Origin of the sequence: Bacillus subtilis subsp. subtilis str. 168 (genome assembly GCF_000009045.1) — a bacterium.
In the GTDB taxonomy this organism is placed as follows: domain Bacteria; phylum Bacillota; class Bacilli; order Bacillales; family Bacillaceae; genus Bacillus; species Bacillus subtilis.
Genome location: NC_000964.3, coordinates 3,854,164 through 3,878,906, shown reverse-complemented (window position 1 = coordinate 3,878,906; position 24,743 = coordinate 3,854,164). Strand labels below are relative to the sequence as shown.

Annotated in this window: 23 protein-coding genes and 2 other RNA genes; 22 read left to right on the top strand and 3 right to left on the bottom strand. The window is 45.5% G+C overall.

Translation table 11 applies throughout. The features are described 5' to 3' along the window. Positions 1-14: 14 nt before the first annotated feature. The 9 genes from rocB to bacF all read left to right on the top strand — a co-directional run bounded on the left by rocB (position 15) and on the right by bacF (position 10,620). On the top strand, positions 15-1,715 hold the full coding sequence (gene rocB, locus BSU_37770) for a putative N-deacylase involved in arginine and ornithine utilization (protein ID NP_391657.1): 1,701 nt from the start codon (positions 15-17) through the stop codon (positions 1,713-1,715). Then, complete coding sequence (gene rocC / locus BSU_37760) at positions 1,715-3,127, top strand: basic aminoacid permease (RefSeq protein NP_391656.1); 1,413 nt, start codon at positions 1,715-1,717, stop codon at positions 3,125-3,127. The genes rocB and rocC overlap by 1 nt, the downstream gene beginning before the upstream one ends. A 209-nt stretch (positions 3,128-3,336) precedes the next feature. Beyond that, positions 3,337-4,575, top strand: coding sequence for a putative efflux transporter (ywfA, locus tag BSU_37750; RefSeq protein NP_391655.1), 1,239 nt, complete (start codon positions 3,337-3,339; stop codon positions 4,573-4,575). Positions 4,576-4,726: 151 nt separating this feature from the next. Then, positions 4,727-5,341, top strand: a complete 615-nt coding sequence (gene bacA, locus BSU_37740; RefSeq protein NP_391654.1) for a prephenate decarboxylase — start codon at positions 4,727-4,729, stop codon at positions 5,339-5,341. After that, positions 5,331-6,038, top strand: coding sequence for a 3-((4R)-4-hydroxycyclohexa-1, 5-dien-1-yl)-2-oxopropanoate isomerase (gene bacB, locus BSU_37730; protein NP_391653.1), 708 nt, complete (start codon positions 5,331-5,333; stop codon positions 6,036-6,038). Before bacA ends, bacB begins: the two co-directional genes overlap by 11 nt. A gap of 2 nt (positions 6,039-6,040) precedes the next feature. Then, complete coding sequence (bacC, locus tag BSU_37720) at positions 6,041-6,802, top strand: dihydroanticapsin 7-dehydrogenase (protein NP_391652.2); 762 nt, start codon at positions 6,041-6,043, stop codon at positions 6,800-6,802. An 18-nt stretch (positions 6,803-6,820) separates the two neighbouring features. Continuing rightward, positions 6,821-8,239 (top strand): alanine-anticapsin ligase, encoded by a 1,419-nt coding sequence (gene bacD / locus BSU_37710; protein NP_391651.1) that lies wholly within the window; start codon positions 6,821-6,823, stop codon positions 8,237-8,239. Next, complete coding sequence (gene bacE, locus BSU_37700) at positions 8,236-9,420, top strand: efflux protein for bacilysin excretion, self-protection against bacilysin (protein ID NP_391650.1); 1,185 nt, start codon at positions 8,236-8,238, stop codon at positions 9,418-9,420. Before bacD ends, bacE begins: the two co-directional genes overlap by 4 nt. Continuing rightward, a complete protein-coding gene (bacF, locus tag BSU_37690) occupies positions 9,421-10,620 on the top strand; it encodes a phenylalanine aminotransferase forming tetrahydrotyrosine in bacilysin synthesis (protein NP_391649.1) in 1,200 nt (399 codons plus the stop codon). A gap of 14 nt (positions 10,621-10,634) precedes the next feature. Here bacF and bacG read toward each other — a convergent pair whose 3' ends face one another. After that, entirely contained in the window at positions 10,635-11,414 is a 780-nt protein-coding gene (gene bacG, locus BSU_37680; protein ID NP_391648.1) for a cyclohexenol-containing tetrahydro-4-hydroxyphenylpyruvate H(4)HPP in bacilysin synthesis, read from the bottom strand. A 132-nt stretch (positions 11,415-11,546) separates the two neighbouring features. Next, a complete protein-coding gene (hemQ, locus tag BSU_37670; RefSeq protein NP_391647.3) occupies positions 11,547-12,311 on the bottom strand; it encodes an iron-coproporphyrin (coproheme) decarboxylase in 765 nt (254 codons plus the stop codon). A 269-nt stretch (positions 12,312-12,580) separates the two neighbouring features. Here hemQ and pta point away from each other — a divergent pair, with 269 nt between their 5' ends. From pta to ywfM, 4 genes are all read left to right on the top strand, one after another. Then, positions 12,581-13,552, top strand: coding sequence for a phosphotransacetylase (gene pta, locus BSU_37660; RefSeq protein ID NP_391646.1), 972 nt, complete (start codon positions 12,581-12,583; stop codon positions 13,550-13,552). Positions 13,553-13,698: 146 nt separating this feature from the next. Continuing rightward, entirely contained in the window at positions 13,699-14,598 is a 900-nt protein-coding gene (cysL, locus tag BSU_37650; protein ID NP_391645.1) for a regulator of sulfur assimilation CysL, activates cysJI expression, read from the top strand. A gap of 48 nt (positions 14,599-14,646) precedes the next feature. Then, a complete protein-coding gene (lipL, locus tag BSU_37640; protein ID NP_391644.1) occupies positions 14,647-15,492 on the top strand; it encodes an amidotransferase of the octanoyl moiety from octanoyl-GcvH to the E2 subunit of pyruvate dehydrogenase in 846 nt (281 codons plus the stop codon). 167 nt (positions 15,493-15,659) lie between these two features. After that, a complete protein-coding gene (gene ywfM / locus BSU_37630; protein NP_391643.1) occupies positions 15,660-16,550 on the top strand; it encodes a putative toxic excess metabolite exporter in 891 nt (296 codons plus the stop codon). A 143-nt stretch (positions 16,551-16,693) separates the two neighbouring features. On the opposite strand, the gene psrF is transcribed toward ywfM, so the two are convergent. Then, positions 16,694-17,470, bottom strand: coding sequence for a prespore-specific transcription regulatory gene (gene psrF, locus BSU_37620; protein NP_391642.1), 777 nt, complete (start codon positions 17,468-17,470; stop codon positions 16,694-16,696). Positions 17,471-17,684: 214 nt separating this feature from the next. Between psrF and ywzC the strand changes: the two genes are divergently transcribed. From ywzC to thrZ, 9 genes are all read left to right on the top strand, one after another. Further along, positions 17,685-17,909, top strand: a complete 225-nt coding sequence (gene ywzC, locus BSU_37610; RefSeq protein ID NP_391641.1) for a hypothetical protein — start codon at positions 17,685-17,687, stop codon at positions 17,907-17,909. A 161-nt stretch (positions 17,910-18,070) separates the two neighbouring features. Continuing rightward, positions 18,071-19,372, top strand: a complete 1,302-nt coding sequence (ywfO, locus tag BSU_37600; protein NP_391640.1) for a putative metal-dependent nucleotide (pyro)phosphohydrolase — start codon at positions 18,071-18,073, stop codon at positions 19,370-19,372. 35 nt (positions 19,373-19,407) lie between these two features. After that, entirely contained in the window at positions 19,408-19,908 is a 501-nt protein-coding gene (gene ywgA, locus BSU_37590; protein ID NP_391639.1) for a hypothetical protein, read from the top strand. 111 nt (positions 19,909-20,019) lie between these two features. Next, entirely contained in the window at positions 20,020-20,490 is a 471-nt protein-coding gene (ywgB, locus tag BSU_37580; protein NP_391638.1) for a putative transcriptional regulator, read from the top strand. Beyond that, positions 20,490-21,890, top strand: coding sequence for a toxic compound efflux transporter (may export homoserine) (gene mmr / locus BSU_37570; protein NP_391637.1), 1,401 nt, complete (start codon positions 20,490-20,492; stop codon positions 21,888-21,890). The genes ywgB and mmr overlap by 1 nt, the downstream gene beginning before the upstream one ends. A gap of 79 nt (positions 21,891-21,969) precedes the next feature. Next, complete coding sequence (locus BSU_37569; RefSeq protein ID YP_009514011.1) at positions 21,970-22,125, top strand: hypothetical protein; 156 nt, start codon at positions 21,970-21,972, stop codon at positions 22,123-22,125. An 81-nt stretch (positions 22,126-22,206) separates the two neighbouring features. After that, positions 22,207-22,428: T-box riboswitch specific of threonine tRNA ligase (gene tboTA, locus BSU_misc_RNA_58), an RNA gene on the top strand. A 31-nt stretch (positions 22,429-22,459) separates the two neighbouring features. Next, positions 22,460-22,681: T-box (tboTB, locus tag BSU_misc_RNA_57), an RNA gene on the top strand. A 53-nt stretch (positions 22,682-22,734) separates the two neighbouring features. Next, a complete protein-coding gene (thrZ, locus tag BSU_37560) occupies positions 22,735-24,651 on the top strand; it encodes a threonyl-tRNA synthetase (protein ID NP_391636.2) in 1,917 nt (638 codons plus the stop codon). Positions 24,652-24,743 lie beyond the last annotated feature (92 nt).

Below are 24,743 nucleotides of genomic sequence, written 5' to 3'. Positions count from 1 at the left end.
CAGGAGGACAATTTATGCAGTATACAAAAATCAGTCACATGAATCCGGCTGAAAGAGTGGAGGCGCTGACAGCATCTCTGGTCAGCCTCAGCAGCGTGAACGGCACCGTTGGAGAAGGGACAAAAGCAGATTTCATCAAAGAAGTGATCACGAGCTATCCTTATTTTCAGGAAAACCCCAGTCATGTGTGGGAACAGGCCATTCCCAATGACCCATACAAACGCAAAAATATTTTTGCGTTTATTAAAGGACATGGAGAAAGCCGAAATACAGTCATTTACCATGCCCATCTGGATACAGTTGGAATTGAAGATTTCGGCCCTTTAAAGGATATCGCTTTTGATTGTGAGAAATTGGCCGAGTATTTCAGCCGCTATGAGTTCGATCAGGATGTTCAGCGGGATGCCAAATCAGGCGAGTGGATGTTCGGAAGAGGATCTGTCGATATGCAAAGCGGCATCGCCGTGCATTTAGCCAATCTCCTGCATTTTTCGGAGAACCTTGAGACGTTGCCGGGAAATGTATTGTTTATGGCCAATCCCGATGAGGAGAGCCAGCATTCGGGCATTCTCGCCAGCATTTCAGAGCTGAACCGGCTAAAAAAAGAAAAACAGCTTCACTATTTGGCTGCTATTAATACGGATTTTATTACCCCGCTTTACGATGGTGATCAGACAAGATATATCTATACCGGAGCCGCGGGAAAACTGTTGCCTTGCTTTTACATTTACGGGCGTGAAGTCCATGTTGGCGATACACTGGCAGGGATTGACCCAAATTTCATTTCATCTGAAATCACAAGCCGTCTCCACAATAACATCCATCTGGCAGAAAAGGTTGAAGGGGAGTTGGTTCTGCCCCCATCCTGTTTGTATCAGCGTGATAACAAGGAATCCTATAATGTGCAAACGGCTGTCAGCACCAGCTTGTATTTCAATTGTTTTATTTATGAAAGAACAGCAAAAGAAATGATGGATTTGCTTATTGAAGTCACTGAGGAAGCATGCCGGGAGACAGAACAAAAATTATCAGATTATTACGAAGAATATGTAAAAAGAGCCAACCTGCCAAAGAAACATTTATCATGGGGCATTCAAGTGTATAGCCTGGAGCAATACTTAGAAAAGCTGAGAAACCGGGGAATAGATCCCGAGCAGTGTATCGAGCAGACATTCAAAGCCAACGAGCACCTTGAACTTCGCATGAGATGCTTTCAGGCAATCGAAGAGCTTCAAAAGCTTGACCCCGATCAAGGCGCAAAAGTCATTCTATTTTACGCACCTCCTTACCTGCCGCATAACTATTTGAAAGAAGATAGCGCAAGAGATCAGCTTTTGCAGCATGTGATTAAAGAAGCGGCTGACAAAACCGCTGAATCGACAGGCGAAACATTTGTCTTCAAAAAGTTTTTCCCCTACTTGGCAGACGGCAGTTTTTTATCACTGCACGAAACCGATGGCGAAATTGATTCTTTTATCAGGAACTTCCCTGGGTGGAATATGATTGGGACCATTCCGTTCAAAGACATACGCAAGCTGAATATTCCATCCATTAATATGGGCGTGTACGGAAAAGACGGCCATAAATGGACAGAACGAGTCTATAAACCGTACACATTTCATGTATTGCCTCTCCTCATACAGCAAACCACCGTTCATCTTTTGCAAAGCTACCGGATGACCATCACGGCAAAAGAACCAAAGGGGGAAGGATGATGCAGAATCATAAAAATGAATTGCAGCGCAGCATGAAAAGCAGGCATTTGTTTATGATTGCTTTGGGAGGGGTGATTGGCACTGGGCTGTTTCTAGGCTCTGGCTTTACCATTAGCCAGGCGGGACCGCTCGGCGCCATTGCCGCGTATATCATCGGCGGATTTTTAATGTATCTCGTCATGCTTTGTTTAGGAGAATTGGCTGTTGCCATGCCGGTGGCCGGATCGTTTCAGGCCTACGCCACTAAATTTCTGGGACAGTCGACAGGCTTTATGATTGGCTGGCTGTATTGGTTCAGCTGGGCCAATACAGTAGGGTTAGAGCTGACGTCAGCAGGCATTTTGATGCAAAGGTGGCTGCCCTCCGTTCCGATCTGGATATGGTGCCTCGTGTTCGGCATCGTCATCTTTTTGATTAATGCGCTCTCTGTCAGAAGCTTTGCGGAAATGGAATTTTGGTTTTCAAGCATCAAAGTGGCGGCGATCATATTATTTATTGTGATTGGCGGAGCCGCTGTGTTTGGCTTGATTGACTTTAAAGGCGGACAGGAGACACCCTTTTTGTCTAACTTTATGACTGATAGAGGGCTTTTCCCTAATGGGGTGCTGGCCGTTATGTTTACGCTGGTCATGGTAAACTTCTCGTTCCAGGGAACGGAGCTTGTCGGCATTGCGGCAGGGGAAAGTGAAAGCCCGGAAAAAACACTGCCAAAGTCCATTCGAAATGTTATTTGGCGCACGCTGTTTTTCTTTGTGCTCGCTATGTTCGTCTTGGTTGCCATCCTTCCGTACAAAACGGCGGGGGTGATTGAAAGCCCGTTTGTAGCAGTACTCGATCAAATCGGCATCCCATTTTCGGCAGATATCATGAACTTTGTCATCTTAACGGCCATTTTATCTGTTGCTAATTCGGGATTGTATGCGGCGTCGCGTATGATGTGGTCACTTTCATCAAATCAAATGGGTCCCTCCTTTCTCACCAGACTGACAAAAAAAGGCGTGCCGATGAATGCCCTGCTGATTACGCTAGGCATTTCAGGCTGTTCGCTGCTGACAAGTGTCATGGCTGCAGAAACAGTGTATTTATGGTGTATCTCAATCTCGGGCATGGTGACAGTTGTCGCGTGGATGTCCATTTGTGCGTCGCAATTTTTCTTTCGCAGGCGTTTCCTGGCAGAAGGCGGAAATGTGAATGATCTGGAGTTCAGAACGCCGCTTTATCCGCTAGTCCCGATTCTCGGATTTTGTTTATATGGCTGCGTGTTGATCAGCCTTATTTTCATTCCGGATCAAAGAATTGGCTTATACTGCGGTGTGCCGATCATTATTTTCTGTTATGCATACTATCATCTAAGCATCAAAAAGCGTATAAATCATGAAACGATTGAAAAAAAGCAGACAGAGGCGCAATAGAAAAAGCTCTCCGGGAGGCCGGAGAGCTTTTTTTACGTGTTACATCCTCATGTATTTTTAGAATGAAATATAGAAATATATAATGGGATTTAAATGAAAATAATAAAACTTATAAATATTTCGTTCGAATTGTAAATAGAGAAAAAACAATGCTAAACTATAATACAACTTTATGATAAGAAGATTATGGAAGAGGTGTTTGAGAAAGAATGAACAGCAATCAAAACAATGACATCAAAACAAAACATCATTTTCCGTTATTGTTGGCACTGGCTTTAACGATGGGGGTATTTGCAGCCGGATCTGAAGAGCTTGTGATCTCACCGCTGCTGCCGGATTTAGCAAAAGCCTTCAGCTCAGATGTCAGCGTCCTTGCGTTATCTATCAGTATTTACGGCGTTATGATTTTTATCGGTGCGCCGCTTTTGGTTCCATTAGGCGATAAATACTCCAGAGAACTGAGCTTATTGGCCGGGCTTATGATTTTTATCATAGGAACGGTGATATGCGCTTTAGCTCAAAATATTTTTTTCTTCTTTTTAGGCCGGGCGCTTTCGGGATTGGCTGCGGGAGCGTTTGTTCCGACCGCTTACGCAGTTGTCGGTGATCGTGTTCCTTATACATACCGGGGCAAGGTGATGGGACTGATCGTTTCAAGCTGGTCGCTGGCGCTGATTTTCGGAGTGCCGCTCGGATCATTTATCGGCGGCGTCCTGCATTGGAGATGGACGTTTTGGATTTTCGCCCTGATGGGTGTTTTAGTTGTTCTGCTGATTCTCCTTGAAATGCGCCGCCATGCCCAACATAAAAACAGCGGCAAGGAAGAAATAGAAGAGCCCGCAGGAACATTCCGGGATGCGCTGAAAGTCCCTCGTGTACCTGTTTATATCACAATAACCTTTTGTAATATGATTGGTTTTTACGGTATGTATTCCTTTTTAGGCACCTATCTTCAGGACGTTTTTACCGGAGGAAACACGGCTGCGGGCTTATTTATCATGATTTATGGAATCGGGTTTTCCATGAGTGTGATTACAGGAAAGATAGCCGACCGCATCGGAAAAATGCGCTCCCTTTTGATTGCGCTGGGGGTCATCAGCGTTCTGCTGGCGTGTTTACCATATGCGCCGGCGTCTATGTTTCTGTTAATCGCCAGCCTATTTATTTGGGGATTAATGCAAAGTTTGACGGTGACGCTGCTCAGCACCATTTTGAGTGACTGCTCAGAGCGTCATCGAGGAAAAGTCATGGTGTTTTACAGTCTCGCCTCGAATCTGGCCGTGACATTAGGTTCTGCTTTAATGGGACCCGTATATGTGGCATACGGCTATGCAGCTGTCGGATTGATTTGCGCCGCCATCACAGTCCTCGGATTTGTGCTCAGTGTATTCGCATATAAAAAGTACGGCAAACTTGAGCAGAAGGCCGATCAGTCCTTATCTCAATAAACAAAGTTTCTAAATTCCTATAATTAAAAACCCTTTTTAAAGGGTTTTTTTGTTTGTATGGGAATAATTATCAATATTTTCAAAAAACATTGACAGTTCAATTTCCACTGGATAAAATTTACTTAAAATTTTAAAAGATTGGTTGGTGCTCATGATTATATTGGATAATAGCATTCAGACAAAAAAAAGAACTGATTCACTATCCAAACTCATTACAGTCAACACGCTCGGCCCTGAGGGGACAAGCAGTGAGTACGCAGCAAAGCATTTCATTTCCAATTTTACTCTTCTACAAGGGCTGAACAGTAAATTGTCCTTGCATGATACTTTTGAATCGTGCATCGAAAGGACGCTCCAAAGCCCGCTGGAATATACCATCGTCCCACATGCTTACGATGGCATTAAGCATTTCTACATGAGGCCGGATTTGCAGCTATTGCAGATCTTCAGGTGCGATACACCGATGTACGGCCTGGCTGTTCGTCCTGATTTTGAATTCAGAGACGATATGCTTGATACATCTGTTATTGTTTCACATCCTTCACCTATTAATTTAATAAAATATTTTACCCGCAAAGATGTTCGTTTCAAACTAGTCAATTCAACCAGTCAAGCCGCAAGAAAAGTAAAAGAAGGTTTGTATGACATTGCCTTAACCAATGAGCTTGCACGGCAAAAGTACGGGCTAACCTTTGTAAAAACATTCAAAAGCATTCCAATGAGCTGGTCATTATTTGGAAAAGGAGACGTTGATGATGAAAACTAAAGAAGATATGCAGGAGCTTTATTTCCCGACACCGAAATTAATTGAATGGGAAAACGGAGTGAGGCAGTATTCAACCGTACGAGGGGATACTGAAGTATTAATGTCTTACGTCCCGCCGCATACCAATGTTGAACCCCATCAGCATAAGGAGGTCCAAATCGGCATGGTCGTTTCTGGCGAGCTGATGATGACTGTCGGAGATGTGACAAGAAAAATGACAGCCTTGGAATCTGCCTATATCGCGCCGCCGCATGTGCCTCACGGGGCAAGAAACGACACAGACCAAGAAGTGATTGCTATTGATATCAAGCGGCTGAAAGCTGATGAAACATATACAAGTCCTGAGGACTACTTTTTGGATATTTTCAAAACAAGAGACCTGCTGCCGGGCATGGAAGTCACGTTCTTTGTTGAGGATTGGGTAGAAATTATGCTTGCCAAAATCCCTGGAAATGGCGGAGAAATGCCTTTCCATAAACATCGGAATGAACAAATAGGCATCTGCATCGGCGGCGGCTATGACATGACGGTCGAAGGCTGCACAGTCGAGATGAAATTCGGCACAGCCTATTTCTGTGAGCCTCGCGAAGATCATGGTGCCATCAACCGTTCAGAAAAAGAATCAAAATCGATTAATATCTTCTTCCCGCCGCGCTATAACAGGGCAAAAGCAAAAAAAATGAAGGCGGATGAATGATCATGAACCTCACCGATAAAACCGTCCTCATCACAGGAGGCGCATCAGGCATTGGTTATGCTGCGGTTCAGGCTTTTTTGGGCCAGCAGGCCAATGTGGTTGTGGCGGATATTGATGAAGCGCAAGGAGAAGCAATGGTACGAAAAGAAAATAATGACAGGCTGCACTTTGTGCAAACGGACATCACAGACGAAGCTGCCTGCCAGCACGCAGTTGAATCGGCGGTTCATACATTTGGCGGGCTCGATGTCTTGATTAATAATGCAGGCATCGAAATCGTGGCGCCTATTCACGAGATGGAGCTCAGCGATTGGAACAAGGTGCTGCAAGTCAATTTGACCGGCATGTTTTTAATGAGCAAACATGCACTCAAGCATATGCTGGCCGCCGGCAAGGGCAACATCATTAATACGTGCTCTGTCGGCGGACTCGTGGCATGGCCTGATATTCCTGCTTATAACGCCAGCAAAGGCGGGGTTTTGCAGCTGACTAAATCAATGGCCGTTGATTATGCGAAACATCAAATTCGGGTGAACTGCGTATGCCCGGGGATCATCGACACACCGCTGAATGAAAAATCATTCCTTGAAAATAATGAAGGCACACTTGAAGAGATTAAAAAAGAAAAAGCGAAGGTAAATCCGCTGCTGAGGCTTGGGAAACCTGAAGAAATCGCAAATGTGATGCTGTTTTTAGCCTCGGATTTATCAAGCTATATGACCGGAAGCGCCATCACCGCAGACGGAGGATACACCGCACAATAGAGAAGGAGTGTTTTACATATGGAGAGAAAAACAGTATTGGTCATCGCTGATCTTGGAGGCTGCCCGCCGCACATGTTTTATAAAAGCGCTGCTGAAAAATATAACCTGGTCAGCTTTATTCCAAGACCTTTTGCAATTACAGCCTCCCATGCAGCATTGATTGAAAAATACTCGGTCGCGGTCATAAAAGATAAAGACTATTTTAAGAGTTTAGCTGATTTTGAACACCCTGATTCCATTTATTGGGCGCATGAAGATCATAACAAGCCTGAGGAAGAGGTCGTCGAGCAAATCGTCAAGGTTGCCGAAATGTTTGGGGCGGATGCCATCACAACAAACAATGAATTATTCATTGCTCCGATGGCGAAAGCCTGTGAACGTCTGGGCTTGAGAGGTGCCGGCGTGCAGGCAGCCGAAAATGCCAGAGATAAAAATAAAATGAGGGACGCTTTTAATAAGGCCGGAGTCAAATCGATCAAAAACAAACGAGTCACAACTCTTGAAGATTTCCGTGCTGCTCTTGAAGAGATCGGCACACCTCTTATCTTAAAGCCTACATACTTAGCGAGTTCTATCGGTGTAACGCTGATTACGGACACTGAGACGGCAGAAGATGAATTTAACAGAGTCAATGACTATCTGAAATCAATTAACGTGCCAAAGGCGGTTACGTTTGAAGCGCCGTTTATCGCTGAAGAATTTTTACAGGGTGAGTACGGAGACTGGTATCAAACAGAAGGGTACTCCGACTATATCAGTATAGAAGGCATCATGGCTGACGGTGAGTATTTCCCGATCGCCATTCATGATAAAACGCCGCAAATCGGGTTTACAGAGACATCCCACATTACGCCGTCCATTCTGGATGAAGAGGCAAAAAAGAAAATTGTCGAAGCTGCCAAAAAGGCAAATGAAGGGCTTGGACTGCAAAATTGCGCAACACATACAGAGATCAAGCTAATGAAAAACAGAGAACCGGGTTTAATAGAGTCGGCAGCCAGATTTGCCGGCTGGAATATGATCCCCAATATTAAAAAGGTCTTTGGCCTTGATATGGCGCAATTATTATTAGATGTCCTCTGTTTCGGAAAAGACGCCGATCTGCCGGACGGATTATTGGATCAAGAGCCTTATTATGTTGCCGACTGCCATTTGTACCCGCAGCATTTCAAACAAAATGGCCAAATTCCTGAAACTGCTGAGGATTTGGTCATTGAAGCGATCGATATTCCGGACGGGCTTTTAAAAGGGGATACTGAAATCGTTTCTTTTTCGGCCGCAGCACCAGGCACTTCAGTTGATTTGACATTGTTTGAAGCTTTCAATTCCATTGCTGCATTTGAACTGAAAGGCAGTAATTCACAGGATGTGGCTGAATCAATCAGACAAATTCAGCAGCATGCGAAGCTGACGGCAAAGTATGTGCTGCCAGTATGAAACAGCTGAAACCCAACTCTAAATACTTGCTTTACGGGCAGGCGCTATCGTTCATGGGAGACTATTGTGTTCTCCCTGCCCTGCTCATTTTGTCTACATATTATCACGATTATTGGGTGACGTCCGGGGTCATCGTGGTCAGAAGCATTCCGATGGTGTTTCAGCCGTTTTTGGGTGTTCTGGTCGACCGGTTAGACAGAATTAAGATCATGCTGTGGACGGATATCATCAGAGGCATCATCTTTTTGGGGCTCACATTTCTTCCAAAAGGCGAGTATCCGCTGATTTTTCTGGCCCTGCTGTTTATTACTTATGGAAGCGGCGTGTTTTTTAATCCCGCCCGTCTCGCTGTCATGTCGTCCTTGGAATCAGATATTAAAAGCATCAACACGTTATTTGCAAAAGCGACAACCATCTCCATTATCGTCGGGGCGGCTGCCGGAGGGCTCTTTCTGTTAGGCGGATCTGTAGAGCTGGCTGTTGCCTTTAACGGTGTGACATACTTGGTTTCGGCATTTTTTATCAGCCGCATCAAGCTGCAATTTGTGCCGATTCAATCTGAAAACATTAAAGAGGCCTTTCAGTCTTTTAAGGAAGGACTCAAGGAAATCAAAACCAATTCATTCGTATTAAACGCCATGTTTACGATGATTACAATGGCTTTGCTGTGGGGAGTTGTGTACAGCTATTTTCCGATTGTCAGCCGCTTTCTGGGTGACGGGGAAATCGGCAACTTTATTCTCACGTTCTGCATCGGCTTCGGCGGCTTTATCGGAGCGGCGCTTGTCAGCAAATGGGGCTTTAACAACAATAGAGGCCTGACGTACTTTACCGTTTTATCCATTGTCTCGCTGGCGCTGTTTTTATTCACACCGATATTCGCTGTTTCTGTCATCGCGGCGATCCTCTTTTTCATCGCGATGGAATACGGGGAAGTGCTTGCAAAAGTGAAGGTTCAGGAAAATGCGGCAAACCAGATTCAAGGGCGCATTTTTTCAGTGGCCGAAGCGTCTATCGGATTATGCATTTCTATTGGTTCAATGTTCATTAACATCCTAAGCGCTCCGGTCATTATGGGGCTGATTGTCGTGATCGTATGCGGTTTGTTTTTGCATACGAAGCTCGTCAACAAATCGTTTTTGGAACGGGATAACAAAACGGAGCAAAAAGGAGTCTTTTAGATGGAAATAACACCGTCCGATGTCATCAAGACACTTCCAAGGCAGGAGTTTTCTCTCGTTTTTCAAAAGGTAAAGGAAATGGAAAAAACGGGAGCCCATATCATTAATCTCGGACAGGGGAACCCTGACCTTCCCACTCCGCCGCATATTGTCGAGGCTTTGCGGGAGGCTTCTCTGAATCCTTCGTTTCATGGATACGGCCCTTTCAGGGGCTATCCTTTTTTAAAGGAAGCGATCGCCGCTTTCTATAAAAGGGAATACGGAGTGACAATCAATCCTGAAACGGAAGTCGCGCTTTTCGGAGGCGGGAAAGCCGGATTGTATGTGCTGACACAATGCCTGCTCAATCCGGGAGACATCGCTTTAGTCCCGAATCCAGGCTATCCTGAATATTTATCAGGGATTACGATGGCGCGAGCTGAGCTTTACGAAATGCCGCTGTATGAAGAAAATGGCTATCTGCCGGATTTTGAAAAGATTGATCCAGCCGTGCTGGAAAAAGCGAAGCTTATGTTTTTAAACTATCCGAACAACCCCACTGGAGCTGTGGCTGATGCGGCTTTTTATGCAAAAGCTGCTGCTTTTGCGAAAGAGCATAACATCCATTTGATTCATGATTTTGCATACGGGGCGTTTGAATTCGATCAAAAACCGGCCAGCTTTCTTGAGGCAGAGGATGCCAAAACTGTCGGAGCAGAGCTTTATTCATTTTCAAAAACATTTAACATGGCCGGCTGGAGAATGGCGTTTGCGGTTGGGAACGAAAAAATCATTCAGGCCGTCAATGAATTTCAGGATCATGTATTTGTCGGCATGTTCGGCGGGCTGCAGCAGGCAGCGAGTGCGGCGCTTTCTGGAGATCCGGAGCATACGGAATCGTTGAAACGAATTTATAAGGAACGAATTGACTTTTTTACGGCGCTTTGTGAAAAGGAACTGGGCTGGAAGATGGAAAAGCCAAAAGGAACCTTTTACGTATGGGCTGAAATTCCGAATACGTTTGAGACATCTCACCAATTTTCCGATTACTTGCTGGAGCATGCCCATGTCGTAGTCACACCGGGCGAAATTTTTGGAAGCAACGGAAAAAGGCATGTCAGAATCTCAATGGTGTCGAAGCAGGAGGATCTGCGGGAATTTGTCACGCGGATTCAAAAGCTGAACCTGCCGTTCGGGTCATTACAAGAAACATCCCGCTAAAAAGCGGGATGTTTTTATATGCTTTTCATGCTGCCGCCGTCAGCGGAAATTTGCTGTCCCGTGATGTAGGAGGCTTCCTCAGAGGCAAGAAATGCGGCGAGCGCTGCGGTTTCTTCGGCTGATCCGACCCGTTTCATCGGAATCCCGGAAGCAATCTGTTCTTCTGCTTTCTGTTTGGATATGCTGTTCTTTTTCATCACATTTTCCACAAATTGATGATAACGGTCTGTAGCGATAAAACCAGGATTCAGACAGTTGACAGTAATGTTGTGAGGAGCAAGCTGGATGGAAATATTTTTACTGGCGTTAATTAAAGCGGCATTCATCATACTGTTTGTGAACATGTTGGCGCCGGGTTCTTTCCACAGATTTCCGACAATGTTGATGATTCTGCCAAACTCGTTTTGTTTCATCAGTGAGGAAGCACGCTTGATTGCGTCAATATAGGCAACGGTCTTTTGAGTGAACGTGGCCGTCATATCCTCTATATTGCAGTTATCAAATGTGTCAGGCGCGCCGCCCGGGATATTATTAATCAGAACATCAAGCCGTCCGCATTGAGATTCGATTTTCTGAAAAATGCCCGCTCTCGTATGCTGGTCAGACATATCGCCCGCAAGGACAATGACGCTCGCCTCAGGATGCTTGGCCAAAATGTCTTCTTTGACAGATTCAATATTATCCAAATTTCGCGAATTAATGACGAGGGAAAAGTGCTGGTCTGCTAATTTCAGAGCGATTGCTTTCCCGATCCCTTGACTGGCTCCCATAACAAATGCGGTTCGTTTTGACAAATAACTGCACCCCTTTGAAAAAAATGGATTATTATCTACATCGTAAGAAAAAACGAAGAAAATAGCAAATTTTATTTAAATTCTGATAAAGGAGAATTGAAAAACTCCCGCCGGATAGGGCGGGAGGGGATATTATACATATAAGAATTGAGGAAGTGTATCAAGCGAAAGGTGATTGCCGACAAAGAATGAACCAAATTCGCCATAGCGAGCGCTGACTTCGTCAAAACGCATTTCGTACACTAGCTTCTTGAATTGAAGGACATCATCGCTAAATAATGTAACGCCCCACTCGTAATCGTCAAAGCCGACAGAGCCGGTGATGATCTGTTTGACTTTGCCCGCATAGCTGCGGCCGATTAAACCGTGGCTTCTCATCAAGTTTCTGCGTTCTTCCATTGAAAGCATATACCAGTTGTCGTTGCCAGATCTTCTTTTATCCATTGGATAGAAGCATACATATTTAGATTCCGGCAGTTCAGGGTAAAGGCGAGCGCGCACATGCGGATTTTCATAAGGATCGCCGTCACCGCTTGCCAAGTAGTTGCTCAGCTCTACCACTGATACGTAGGAGTATGCCGGAATGGTGAACTCAGCAAGTCTTGATTTGTTGAATTCAAGCTCAATTTGATTTAATTCTTCCATTGTAGGACGAAGGATCATCAGCATAAAATCAGCTTTTTGGCCGACGATGCTGTAAAGAGTTTGCGATCCTTTTCCTTCTTTTTGGGCTACGCCCCATTTTTCAAGCAACCCGGTGAATTCATGTATGATAGATTGGCGCTCATCACTGGACAGAAGCTTCCAGGAAGCCCAATCCATTGTGCGGAAATCATGAAGCGCATACCAGCCGTCAAGCGTTTTTGCCGCTTCATTCGTCATTTGCTGTTCACTCATTTATCTTCACTCCCATTATCTTTTCATGATTGCCTTCACTATACCATAGTTTATCCGATTCTACTGTGGAGAAACCTTGAACATCCCTTCCGTATAACTCCATCAAAATAGAAGAACCTATAAGGGAAGATTGAGTCACTTAAATTAGTTAGAAAAATAAGATTTTTTTATGAAAGCGCTATAATGAAAGTTGGCTGTTTGAATTTGATTGGAAGAAGAGTATGCTAGTAAAAGAAAGCGTTTTTGTAACTTTTTGAGGAGGTTTTATTGTGGCAGATTTATTTTCAACAGTGCAAGAAAAAGTAGCTGGAAAAGACGTTAAAATTGTATTTCCTGAAGGCTTAGACGAGCGTATTTTAGAAGCGGTCAGCAAGCTTGCAGGAAACAAAGTGCTGAATCCGATTGTGATCGGCAATGAAAATGAGATCCAAGCAAAAGCAAAAGAATTGAACCTTACGCTGGGCGGCGTTAAGATTTATGATCCTCATACATATGAAGGCATGGAAGACCTTGTACAAGCATTCGTAGAACGCCGCAAAGGCAAAGCGACTGAAGAACAGGCTCGTAAAGCATTATTAGACGAGAACTACTTCGGTACAATGCTGGTGTATAAAGGACTTGCAGACGGACTTGTAAGCGGAGCTGCTCACTCAACTGCTGACACTGTCCGCCCGGCTCTTCAAATCATCAAAACAAAAGAAGGCGTGAAAAAGACTTCAGGCGTGTTCATCATGGCTCGCGGAGAAGAGCAATACGTATTCGCAGATTGCGCGATCAACATTGCACCTGACAGCCAAGATCTTGCCGAGATTGCGATCGAAAGTGCCAATACGGCAAAAATGTTCGACATTGAGCCTCGCGTGGCAATGCTCAGCTTCTCTACAAAAGGCTCAGCAAAATCTGATGAAACAGAAAAAGTAGCGGATGCAGTGAAAATCGCGAAAGAAAAAGCGCCTGAACTGACACTTGACGGCGAATTCCAATTTGATGCTGCATTTGTTCCATCTGTAGCTGAGAAAAAAGCGCCGGATTCCGAGATCAAAGGGGACGCTAACGTATTCGTATTCCCAAGTCTTGAAGCAGGAAACATCGGCTATAAAATCGCTCAGCGTTTGGGCAACTTTGAAGCGGTAGGACCAATCCTGCAAGGTTTAAATATGCCTGTAAACGACCTTTCAAGAGGATGTAACGCTGAAGATGTTTACAATCTCGCATTAATTACAGCGGCGCAAGCACTGTAATAAAATTGAAGACAATGGCAGCTCTCGACCGAGGGCTGCCTTTTTTGCGCTTCTGTATAGCCCTTCTTTACCAAGACGGATGATATGAGTACAATAAAGAAAACTAATCATAACCATATATTTCATTAATGACAGGGGTGGGGTTTTTGTATTACGACGTGCTGAAAACGTTTATAGCGGTGGTAGAAGAAAAAAACTTCACAAAAGCGGCGGAAAAGCTGATGATCTCCCAGCCCAGCGTCAGTCTGCATATCAAAAATCTTGAGAAAGAATTTCAAACGGCTCTTCTGAACAGGTCGCCAAAACACTTTACGACAACGCCGACAGGAGACATTTTATATCAAAGAGCAAAGCAAATGGTGTTTCTCTACGAACAAGCCAAGGCTGAAATCTATGCGCATCATCACTATGTGAAGGGTGAATTGAAAATAGCTGCAAGCTTTACAATCGGTGAGTATATTCTTCCGCCGCTATTGGCCCAGCTGCAAAAGCTGTATCCAGAGCTGAATCTAGATGTCATGATTGGCAATACAGAGGAGGTCAGCGAGCGTGTGCGGATGCTTCAGGCTGATATCGGGCTGATTGAAGGACATACAAACGAGAATGAGCTGGAAATTGAACCGTTCATGGAGGATGAAATGTGCATTGCCGCTCCAAATCAGCATCCGCTCGCCGGGCGGAAAGAGATTTCGATCAGCGATTTGCAGAACGAAGCGTGGGTGACAAGAGAGAAAGGCTCCGGGACGAGAGAATATCTCGATCATGTACTCAGTTCAAATGGACTTCGGCCGAAATCAATGTTTACCATCAGCAGCAATCAAGGTGTAAAGGAAGCGGTGATTAACGGCATGGGACTTTCGGTTCTATCCAGAAGCGTGCTGCGTAAGGATTTGATCCACCGCGAAATTTCAATTCTGCATATTAATAATTTCTCGTTAAAGCGCAAGCTGTCTTACATTCATTCTCCTCTCATGGAGAATACAAAAAATAAAGAAATTTTTATTACGATGCTGAAAAGCAATTATCAATCACAGCTGCTGAAATGATATAATAGTTTTCGTTCAATAAGCCTAACATGAAAGGGTTTTACATAGATGGCAAACCAACCGATTGATTTACTGATGCAGCCGAAATGGAGAGTCATTGACCAATCCAGTCTCGGCCCTTTATTTGATGCGAAGCAATCCTTCGCAATGGATGATACGCTATGCATGTCCGTCGGAAAAGGCGTGTCGCCGGCGACAGCGCGCTCATGGGTGCACCACGATACAATTGTCCTTGGAATACAGGATACACGCCTCCCGTTTTTGCAGGATGGTATCTCCTTGCTGGAGAGCGAAGGATACCGTGTGATCGTACGCAATTCCGGCGGTCTTGCCGTCGTATTGGATGACGGTGTTTTAAATATCTCTCTCATATTCGAGGACGAAAAGAAAGGCATCGATATAGACAAAGGATATGAAGCGATGGTCGAGCTGATGAGACGAATGCTGAGACCGTACAACGCAAAGATCGAAGCCTATGAAATTGAAGGGTCTTATTGTCCCGGCAGCTATGACCTCAGTATAAATGGCAAAAAGTTCGCCGGCATCTCTCAGAGACGCGTTCGCGGCGGAGTCGCTGTTCAAATTTATCTCTGTGCAGATAAAAGCGGCAGTGAAAGGGCCGACTTGATCAGACGATTCTATCAAGCGGCGCTGAAAGACAAACAAAACGATAAAAAAGGCGTCTATCCGGAAATACGTCCGGAAACGATGGCGTCCTTAAGTGAGCTTCTTCAAAAAGACATCTCCGTACAAGACTTAATGTTCGCTTTATTGACGGAATTAAAAGCGTTAAGCACCCATCTTTATTCAGCTGGACTGTCCATTGATGAGGAAATGGAATTTGAGAAAAACCTCGTCCGGATGGCTGAGCGGAATGCAAAGGTATTTGGGTGAACGTTCTTCGCATGCCGGCTGTATATGCCGGCATGCATTTTTTATCTCAAGCGGCATTTTACCTCAATAATCTTATTTTCAGATAAGTCCTTCTTACATACAGATAACCACGACAAAAAGAAAAACGATAAAATGACATCAGCATCCATATTAAAGGGGAGAGGCAGATGAAGGGGAATATTTACAGCCTTTTTGTATTGATTGCGGCTTTTTTCTGGGGGACCACGGGAACCGTTCAGGCATTGGCTCCAGAAAGCGCCACACCGCTGGCATTTGGAGCGTTCAGGTTATTAATAGGAGGAAGCGCCATGCTGCTTGCGGTTTGGATCAGCCGGGAGCTTCACGTGAAAAATTGGGCATGGCCGCTCGTATTTTTAGCCGCTGTTTGTATGGCGTGTTACCAGCCGCTGTTTTTCACAGCGGTTAAAGAAACGGGAATTGCAGTGGGAACTGTGATTGCCATCGGCAGTGCGCCTATCATTGCCGGGACCCTCGAATGGGCTGTATTGAAGAAACGCCCGCGAAACTCCTGGTGGATTGCGACTGTGCTGGCTTTAGCGGGTTGCTGGCTTCTGTTTTCCGACAGTTCCAATGTTCGGATTGATGTGGCTGGTGTTCTTATGGCGCTTGGAGCGGGTGCTTCTTTTGCAGGCTATACGCTCATCAGTAAAGCGATGATGAAAACCCAGCCTCCGCGAGCGACCTCCGCCGTTGTATTCATGATCAGCGCCATCTTGCTGACGCCGCTATTATGGCAGTTAGATATCTCGTGGATATTGACCCCTAGAGGACTGGGAACAAGCCTTTACATCGGGTTAATTGCAACATGTGCCGCATACTTTTTGTTTGCGAAAGGGCTTACCGGGGTTCCGGCCTCGGCGGCGGTCACGCTGTCTTTAGCTGAACCGCTGACGGCTTCATTGCTTGGCGTGTTTTTCATAGGGGAAATGCTTTCGCCTTCCTCGTGGCTGGGCATTGCGCTTATGATGCTGGGGCTTTTGGTCATTTCTGCTGCGCCTCGGAAACAAAAAACGGCCGAGGCAGCTCACATGTCTTAATAGATTCACATAAGCTTGGCCTCATTTTACAAGAATAGCTGATCCGGCTGCAAAATGAGGAAATTCTCTTTTCTCAATAGAAAAGGGGATTTTGCACATGGCGAAAATCCCAAAACAGCTGCCCGTTTTGGGATTTTTCTATGTCATTCCGCTAATTTTTCTAAATTGCCGTTCCGGTCCATTTTGAAGGACGGAGAGGCATGTTCATCTTCTTCAAATAAAACTAGCTTTCTGGCTCTGTTCATAATTTTCACCAAGGTTTCATAATCTTCTTGGATCGTTTTTTGGTCTTTTTCAAGCTTTTGAACTTCTGCCTCTAGCTGCTCTGTTTTGTTTTGCAATTCCTGATTTTCTTTCTTTAAACGCTCGTTTTCCATTTTTAATGCTGATGATTGCTCGTGATTGCCTTCGTAATTCTGCAGGAAGCGGATCACATCATTCATCGTCATCTCAGGCGCAGCTGCAGGCGTTTGAGGAGACAATAAGTGTGATAGACTAGCTAACTCTTCCTTAAAGCTTTCATCAACAAAAGGCATGTGTTCGCCAGACATTAAAGGTTGCTCATTTTCGACAGATGGTGTTTCCGTTTTAACCGGCTCTTCTGCAGCGGTTTCTTGAATGATTTCAGGATCAACGGCAGGAGGCTGATATAATAATCTTTTTTTCGCGGGCTGCCCGTTTCCGAGCGCTCTCATCCGCTGTTTTCGTTGTTTCTTCGCAAGCTGAAGCGCTTTTTCATATTGATGGCGGACCACTGCGTTCCATCTGAATCCGCAGGCTGCGGATGTCCGGTTTAATTTATCGCCGACTTCTTCAAAGGCGTTCAGCTGAGTGCTGCCCTCCCTCACATGCCGAAGCACTGTTTCGGCTAAAAGCAGATCGTTTTCCTCTGACCAAGCGTCTTGTCGCTGTTTTGTCATTTATCTCAACTCCCATTTTTCTTTTCATGGTATTAGAATGTCCAGGTTGGAAAATATTTATACAAATTGGCTGAAAGAATAGGAGATACGAAGGATGGAGCGGCTTGCAGGAACAGTCGAATCCTTGTAAAATGAAGTGTGATGTGATTTTTTTTGAAACGTGATTTTAGGTTATTCACATAGATGAACATAGAAATGAAGGGAAGCGTACGTCATGGCTAATGAATTTCGAGTGTGTGATGATTGCCAAGCCACTAATATCAAAACATTGCTGCCGCGTTTGAAAGAAGTGGACCCGGACGCAAAGGTTGAGGTAGGATGCCAATCTTATTGCGGGCCCGGACGGAAAAAATCATTTGCTTTTGTGAACAATCGCCCGCTGTCAGCTCCGACAGAGGATGAGCTGATTGACAAAGTAAAAAAGAAAATAAAAAAGTAAAAACATATTTTTTCTTAGCCTCGGCCCTCAGGTCAGGCTTTTTTGCTTCACAAGATGTGTTTTTCATGAAGATGGAACAAATCGCCGGGCAAATTCAAGGATGTTTTCAAAGAATAGAGTCGATATAATAGAAACACGGCTAAAAAAAAGAGGGAATGACGATGGCGTATCCAAATGGAAAATTATCAGAAGAAAAAGTGTTTAAAGATCCGGTGCACCGCTATGTTCATGTTCGGGACAAGCTGATATGGGATTTGATCGGAACCCGTGAATTTCAGCGTCTCCGCAGAATTAAGCAGCTCGGAACGACCTATTTGACGTTCCATGGGGCTGAGCACAGCCGGTTCAACCATTCTCTCGGTGTCTATGAAATTGTCAGAAGAATGGTTGATGACGTCTTTAAAGGCCGCCCTGAATGGGATGACAGTGAGCGCGAACTCTGTTTGGCCGCGGCGCTGCTTCATGACCTCGGGCACGGGCCGTTCTCGCATTCATTTGAAAAGGTCTTTCACCTTGACCACGAGGATTTTACAAGAGGTATCATTTTGGGAGACACGGAGGTTAATCAGGTGCTCAGAAAGGTGAGCCCGGGTTTCCCTCAGGATGTTGCTGAAGTCATTGCCAAAACATATAAAAACAAGCAAGTGGTCAGCCTGATTTCGAGTCAGATTGACGCAGACCGCATGGATTACCTCCAGCGCGACGCATATTATACGGGCGTCAGCTACGGCCATTTTGATATGGAGCGGATTCTTCGGGTGATGCGGCCGCGCGAGGATCAGATCGTCATTAAAGAAAGCGGAATGCACGCTGTCGAAGACTATATCATGAGCCGTTACCAAATGTACTGGCAGGTCTACTTCCATCCTGTGACTAGAAGTGCAGAGGTCATTTTAACGAAGATTCTTCACAGGGCGAAGCAGCTGCACGATGAAGGCTATGTCTTCACTCACGCTCCGGTTCATTTCTATTCTATTTTTGAAGGAAAATTGACACTGGAGGATTATGTAAAGCTGGATGAATCTATTATTTTGTATTACTTCCAGGCCTGGGAGGATGAAGAAGACGCGATTTTATCCGACTTGTGCCGCAGATTCATTAACCGCCAGCTTTTCCAATACGTTGAATTCAATCCGAATGAAGAAATGTCGGCTTATTTTGAGCTGACTTCATTGTTCAAAGAGGCGGGGATCGATCCGAGCTATTATTTGGTCGTTGATTCTTCATCAGATCTGCCATACGATTTTTACCGACCAGGAGAGGAAGAGGAGCGTCTGCCGATCCATCTCTTGACGCAAAACGGCCAAATTAAAGAGCTGTCCAGACAGTCGGCTATTGTGGAATCCATCTCAGGTAAACGGCGGACGGACCACAAGCTGTACTATCCAAAGGACTTGATTTGTGACGGCACTAAACATCCGGAAGCGAAAATGAAAATCCGGCAGCTGCTGGGACTGACATAGAAATTGGAAAGAAGGAAAAAGGAGATGTCGGGAATTTGTTGAAAGAACATGCAAAACTGATGAAGGTGTTCTCGGATTCTGGAGAAATCATCGGGCGAAAGAAGCTGCAGAAAATGATTTATATCGCCAAGAAAATGCAGTTTCCTTTCTATGAGAAATATGATTTTCACTTTTACGGACCATATTCAGAGGAACTGACGCTCCAGATTGAAGAGCTGTGCAACCTTGGATTTCTGCATGAGGTGAAGGAAAAAAAGGGCGGCTACTTTCAATACCGGTATTCGCTGACTGAGACAGGCTCCGCATTTTTAGACCATGCTGATCTGGACATGCCGGATATGAAAGGCTATATCGACAGTGTAAACAGCCGTTCATCACGGTTTTTAGAGCTGGTTTCCACGATCCTTTACTTTGACGGGCTTGAGGATGAGGAAAAGAAAGAAAAAGTCTTTACCATCAAAAGCAAGCAAAAATATACAAATGAAGAATATGACGAAGCGCTTCAATACATAGAGGAACTGAAGCAGATTTGTTAACCATACCAAGCAAAAGAAATGATCCGTTTCTTTTGCTTTTTTTATTGACAAAAGCTGCTAAGAGATTCATTATGGATAATAGTTATCCATAATGAATCAGGAGTGAATAGGATGAAAATGAAATCAGGAATGGAGCAGGCGGTTTCTGTGCTGCTGTTACTGTCACGGCTGCCGGTACAGGCTTCTTTGACGTCAGAGGCTATAAGCCAGCGATTGCGCGTGTCTCCGTCTTACTTGAAGAAGCTGATGAGAACATTGGTTCAAGCCGGTTTGGCAGAATCCTTACCAGGGACGAAGGGCGGTTTTACCCTGACGAAGCCTTTGGCTGACATTACGCTTTATGATGTTTATCAAGCGGTCGAAGGCAGAGGTTCGATGTATCAGGGGAAAGGCTTGCTGCAATCTGTATTTGAGGGTGAAAGTCACTGTGTGCTGGAGACAGTCATGGCGGAAATCGAGGATAAATGGTCCAATCTTATGAGAGAAGAATCCTTGCAGCATGTTATGGACAGAGTCGGGGAATTGTATGATCTTGAAAAAATAGATGATTGGGTAATCAAGCAAGTGAAAGGGCAATTGTAATGAAAAATAGCGGGTCTATACAAGAATCAACATCATCAACAGGCATATCCGTGCTGATCGTGCTCGCACTTGGTTTCCTCATGGCAACTCTTGATGTGACCGTTGTGAATGTGGCGATGGCTGATATGAAAAACACTCTTTCAATGTCACTTTCAGGTGTAACGTGGGTTGTGGACGGGTACATTCTTACTTTTGCGTCGCTTCTGCTGGCGGGCGGAGCCTTGGCTGACCGTTTCGGCTCGAAGACGATCTATATCTTGGGTCTAGCCGTTTTTGTTATGGCCTCCTGTCTATGCGCTGCATCTATAAATGGGCAGATGCTGATTGCCGGACGTCTCATACAGGGAATTGGGGCAGCTTTGTTTATGCCAAGCTCACTCAGCCTTTTGGCTGCCTCTTACCTTGATGAGCGGGCGCGGGCGAGAATGTTTGGACTGTGGGCCGCGCTTGTTTCCGCCGCTTCAGCCCTTGGGCCTTTTATCGGGGGCGTGCTGGTACAGTTGGCGGGCTGGCAGAGTATTTTTCTGATCAATGTGCCAATAGGGGCTGCTGCGCTCATTTCAGCTTACCGAATCCTCAGCCGCGTTCCTGGGAAAAGCAGCCGCGTGAACATCATCGGGCATCTGCTTGGCATGATGGCTCTCGGGTTTCTTTCCTATGCTTTGATACAGGGGCCTTCAGCGGGCTGGCGCTCGCCAGTGATTCTTGTAGCATTTACTGCAGCGGTTTTGGCATTTGTGCTGTTTTTGCTGCGGGAAATTTCTGCAAAAACACCCATCCTGCCGGCGTCCTTATACAAAAACGGCCGCTTCTCAGCTGCCCAATTTATCGGGTTTTTGCTGAATTTCGCCCTTTTTGGCGGCATGTTTATGCTCAGCCTTTTTTTGCAGGAAGCAGGAGGGGCAAGTTCCTTTATGGCTGGAGTGGAGCTGCTGCCGATGATGGCGGTCTTCGTGATCGGCAATCTGCTGTTTGCCCGTCTGGCGAATCGGTTTGAAGCCGGTCAGCTTATGTTTGTATCAATGGCGGTCAGCTGTATCATTGCATTGCTGTTGTTTGTGCTGATTTCTCCGGATTTTCCTTATTGGCAGCTGGCGGTGTTGATGTCTGTTATGAACCTCTGTACCGGTATTACAGTTCCTGCCATGACAACTGTGATCATGCAGGCTGCCGGGCAAAGACATACGAATATCGCCGGTGCGGCGTTAAATGCAAACCGGCAAATCGGAGCCTTGGTCGGCGTAGCGATAACCGGGGTGATCATTCATCTGTCCGCCACTTGGTATGCTGGTGCCGGGTTTGCGTTTTTGATGATGGGAGCGGCATACAGCCTCGCTGCATTGCTTGTATGGCTGTTTCTGGCTGCCCATAACGGGACTGCCGCGTCAGAAAAAATGTAAATCACTGATTGCGCTTTGTGGGAATATATAGTAAGATATAAAAAATTATTGAAACAACAGGCACTGATAAGGACACGAGATGCTTTTTACGGTTTCCAGAGAGGGAAGGACAGCTGAGATCTTCCTAACGCAGGGAAAGCAGCTTACCGCCTTTGAGCCGTATCAGGGAAAACAAGTATCTGATACCGTCATGCTGCGTTACAGCATCTTTAAGCCGATCATCATGTGTAATTGATCGGGAATTTGGGTGGAACCACGGATGATCAACACATTCGTCCCTTTTAGAGGGATGGGTGTGTTTTTTTATTTGAATTGAATACATGCGAAGAAAAGGACATGAATGATAGTTACGGTTTTCAGAGAGGGAAGGAAAGGTGAGAGCTTCCCAGCTTAGGAATATCATTTACCGCCTTGGAGCAGCATTGGGGAACTGAAGTAACCAATGCCGTCTATGCTGCGTTACAGCACCGAGCCGACAACATAGTATTTGTCGGGAACTTGGGTGGAACCACGGGTTAATCACACACTCGTCCCTATCTGTGGGACGGGTGTGTTTTTTTATGAATTGAATACATGCGATGAAAAGGACATGAATGATAGTTACGGTTTTCAGAGAGGGAAGGAAAGGTGAGAGCTTCCCAGCTTAGGAATATCATTTACCGCCTTGGAGCAGCATTGGGGAACTGAAGTAACCAATGCCGTCTATGCTGCGTTACAGCACCGAGCCGACAACATAGTATTTGTCGGGAACTTGGGTGGAACCACGGGTTAATCACACACTCGTCCCTATCTGCGGGACGGGTGTGTTTTTTTATATACAACAATGAATAAGGAGTGTTCTAAAATGAGCAAACATGTACACATTCAGCTTCCGGACGGACAGATCCAGGAATATCCGAAAGGCATCACAATCAAAGAAGCGGCTGGTTCGATCAGTTCCAGTCTGCAAAAGAAGGCGGCCGCAGGTCAGGTCAACGGCAAGCTTGTTGATCTCAGTTTCAAGCTGGAGGAGGATGCTGAGCTTTCGATTGTCACACTCGATTCACAAGAAGGCTTGCAGGTGCTTCGCCACACAACAGCGCACGTGCTGGCCCAAGCAGTAAAACGGCTGTACGGCGAAGTGTCATTGGGGGTAGGGCCTGTGATTTTAGACGGCTTCTACTATGACATGAAGCTGGGGAAAAGCTTGGCATCAGGAGACTTAGAGGCCATCGAAAAAGAAATGAAAAACATAATAAATGAGAACCTTGAAATCAAACGTATAGAGGTTTCTTACGAAGAAGCTGAAGAGCTGTTTGCACAAAAAGACGAGCGGCTCAAGCTTGAGATTTTAAAGGATATTCCGCGCGGGGAGGATATCACACTGTACCAGCAAGGGGAATTCGTTGACCTGTGCCGAGGGCCGCATCTTCCTTCTACAGGGATGATCAAGGCGTTCAAACTGACAAGAGTATCAGGCGCTTATTGGCGCGGAGACAGCAAAAATGAAGTCCTGCAGCGGGTGTACGGGGTTGCGTTTCAAAAGAAAAAAGATTTGGATGCGCACCTGCATATGCTAGAAGAAGCGGCAAAACGAGACCATCGCAAGCTCGGCAAACAGTTAGGGCTGTTTATGTTTTCTGAAGAAGCGCCGGGGATGCCGTTTTATTTGCCGAAAGGGCAGATTGTCCGCAATGAGCTGGAGCGCTTCTCGCGTGAGCTGCAAACAAATGCCGGCTACGATGAGGTGCGTACGCCGTTTATGATGAATCAGCGGTTATGGGAGCAGTCAGGCCATTGGGACCATTATCGCGACAATATGTACTTTTCAGAAGTGGATGATACAAGATTCGCAATGAAGCCGATGAATTGCCCCGGCCACATGCTCATCTTTAAAAACAGCCTGTATTCTTATCGGGATCTGCCGATTCGCATGGCGGAATTCGGACAGGTGCACCGCCATGAATACAGCGGCGCTTTAAACGGAATGCTTCGCGTTCGGACGTTCTGTCAGGATGACGCCCATATTTTCGTTCGGGAGGATCAGATTGAGAGTGAGATCAAAGAAGCGATTCGGCTGATTGATGAGGTATATCGGACATTTGGTTTCGAGTATTCTGTTGAGCTTTCGACTCGCCCGGAGGATTCATTAGGCGATGACAGCCTTTGGGAAGCGTCGGAACGTGCCTTAGCACGCGTCCTTGAGGAGCTTGGCCTCTCTTATGAGATCAATGAAGGCGATGGGGCGTTTTACGGGCCGAAAATTGATTTCCATATAAAAGATGCCCTGAAACGGAGCCACCAATGCGCGACAATTCAGCTTGATTTTCAAATGCCGGAAAAATTTGATTTAACATATATCAACGAACTCAATGAGAAGGTTCGTCCCGTTGTCATCCACAGAGCGGTTTTCGGCTCAATCGACCGTTTCTTCGGCATTTTGATCGAGCATTACGGTGGGGCTTTTCCAGTCTGGCTCGCACCGATCCAGGTTCAAATCATACCGGTTTCGCACGTTCACTTAGACTATTGCAGAAAAGTGCAGGCGGAGCTGAAGCAGGCGGGGATAAGAGCCGGCATTGATGAGCGCAATGAGAAGCTCGGCTATAAAATCAGAGAATCGCAGGTGCAAAAAATTCCGTACGTGCTGGTGCTTGGAGATCATGAGGAGCAGGAGAATGCGGTAAACGTCCGCCGATTCGGACATCAGCAGAATGAACACGTTCCTTTCCAAACTTTTAAAGATAAACTTGTGAAACAGGTGGAAAATCGAGGCATGTAGGATAAAAGCTGTGAATTCACATTTTGCTTTTTTGACTTTCCCTATTCGGAATCAGTAAAATAATAAGTAAATCATATCGTTCGTATGTTATG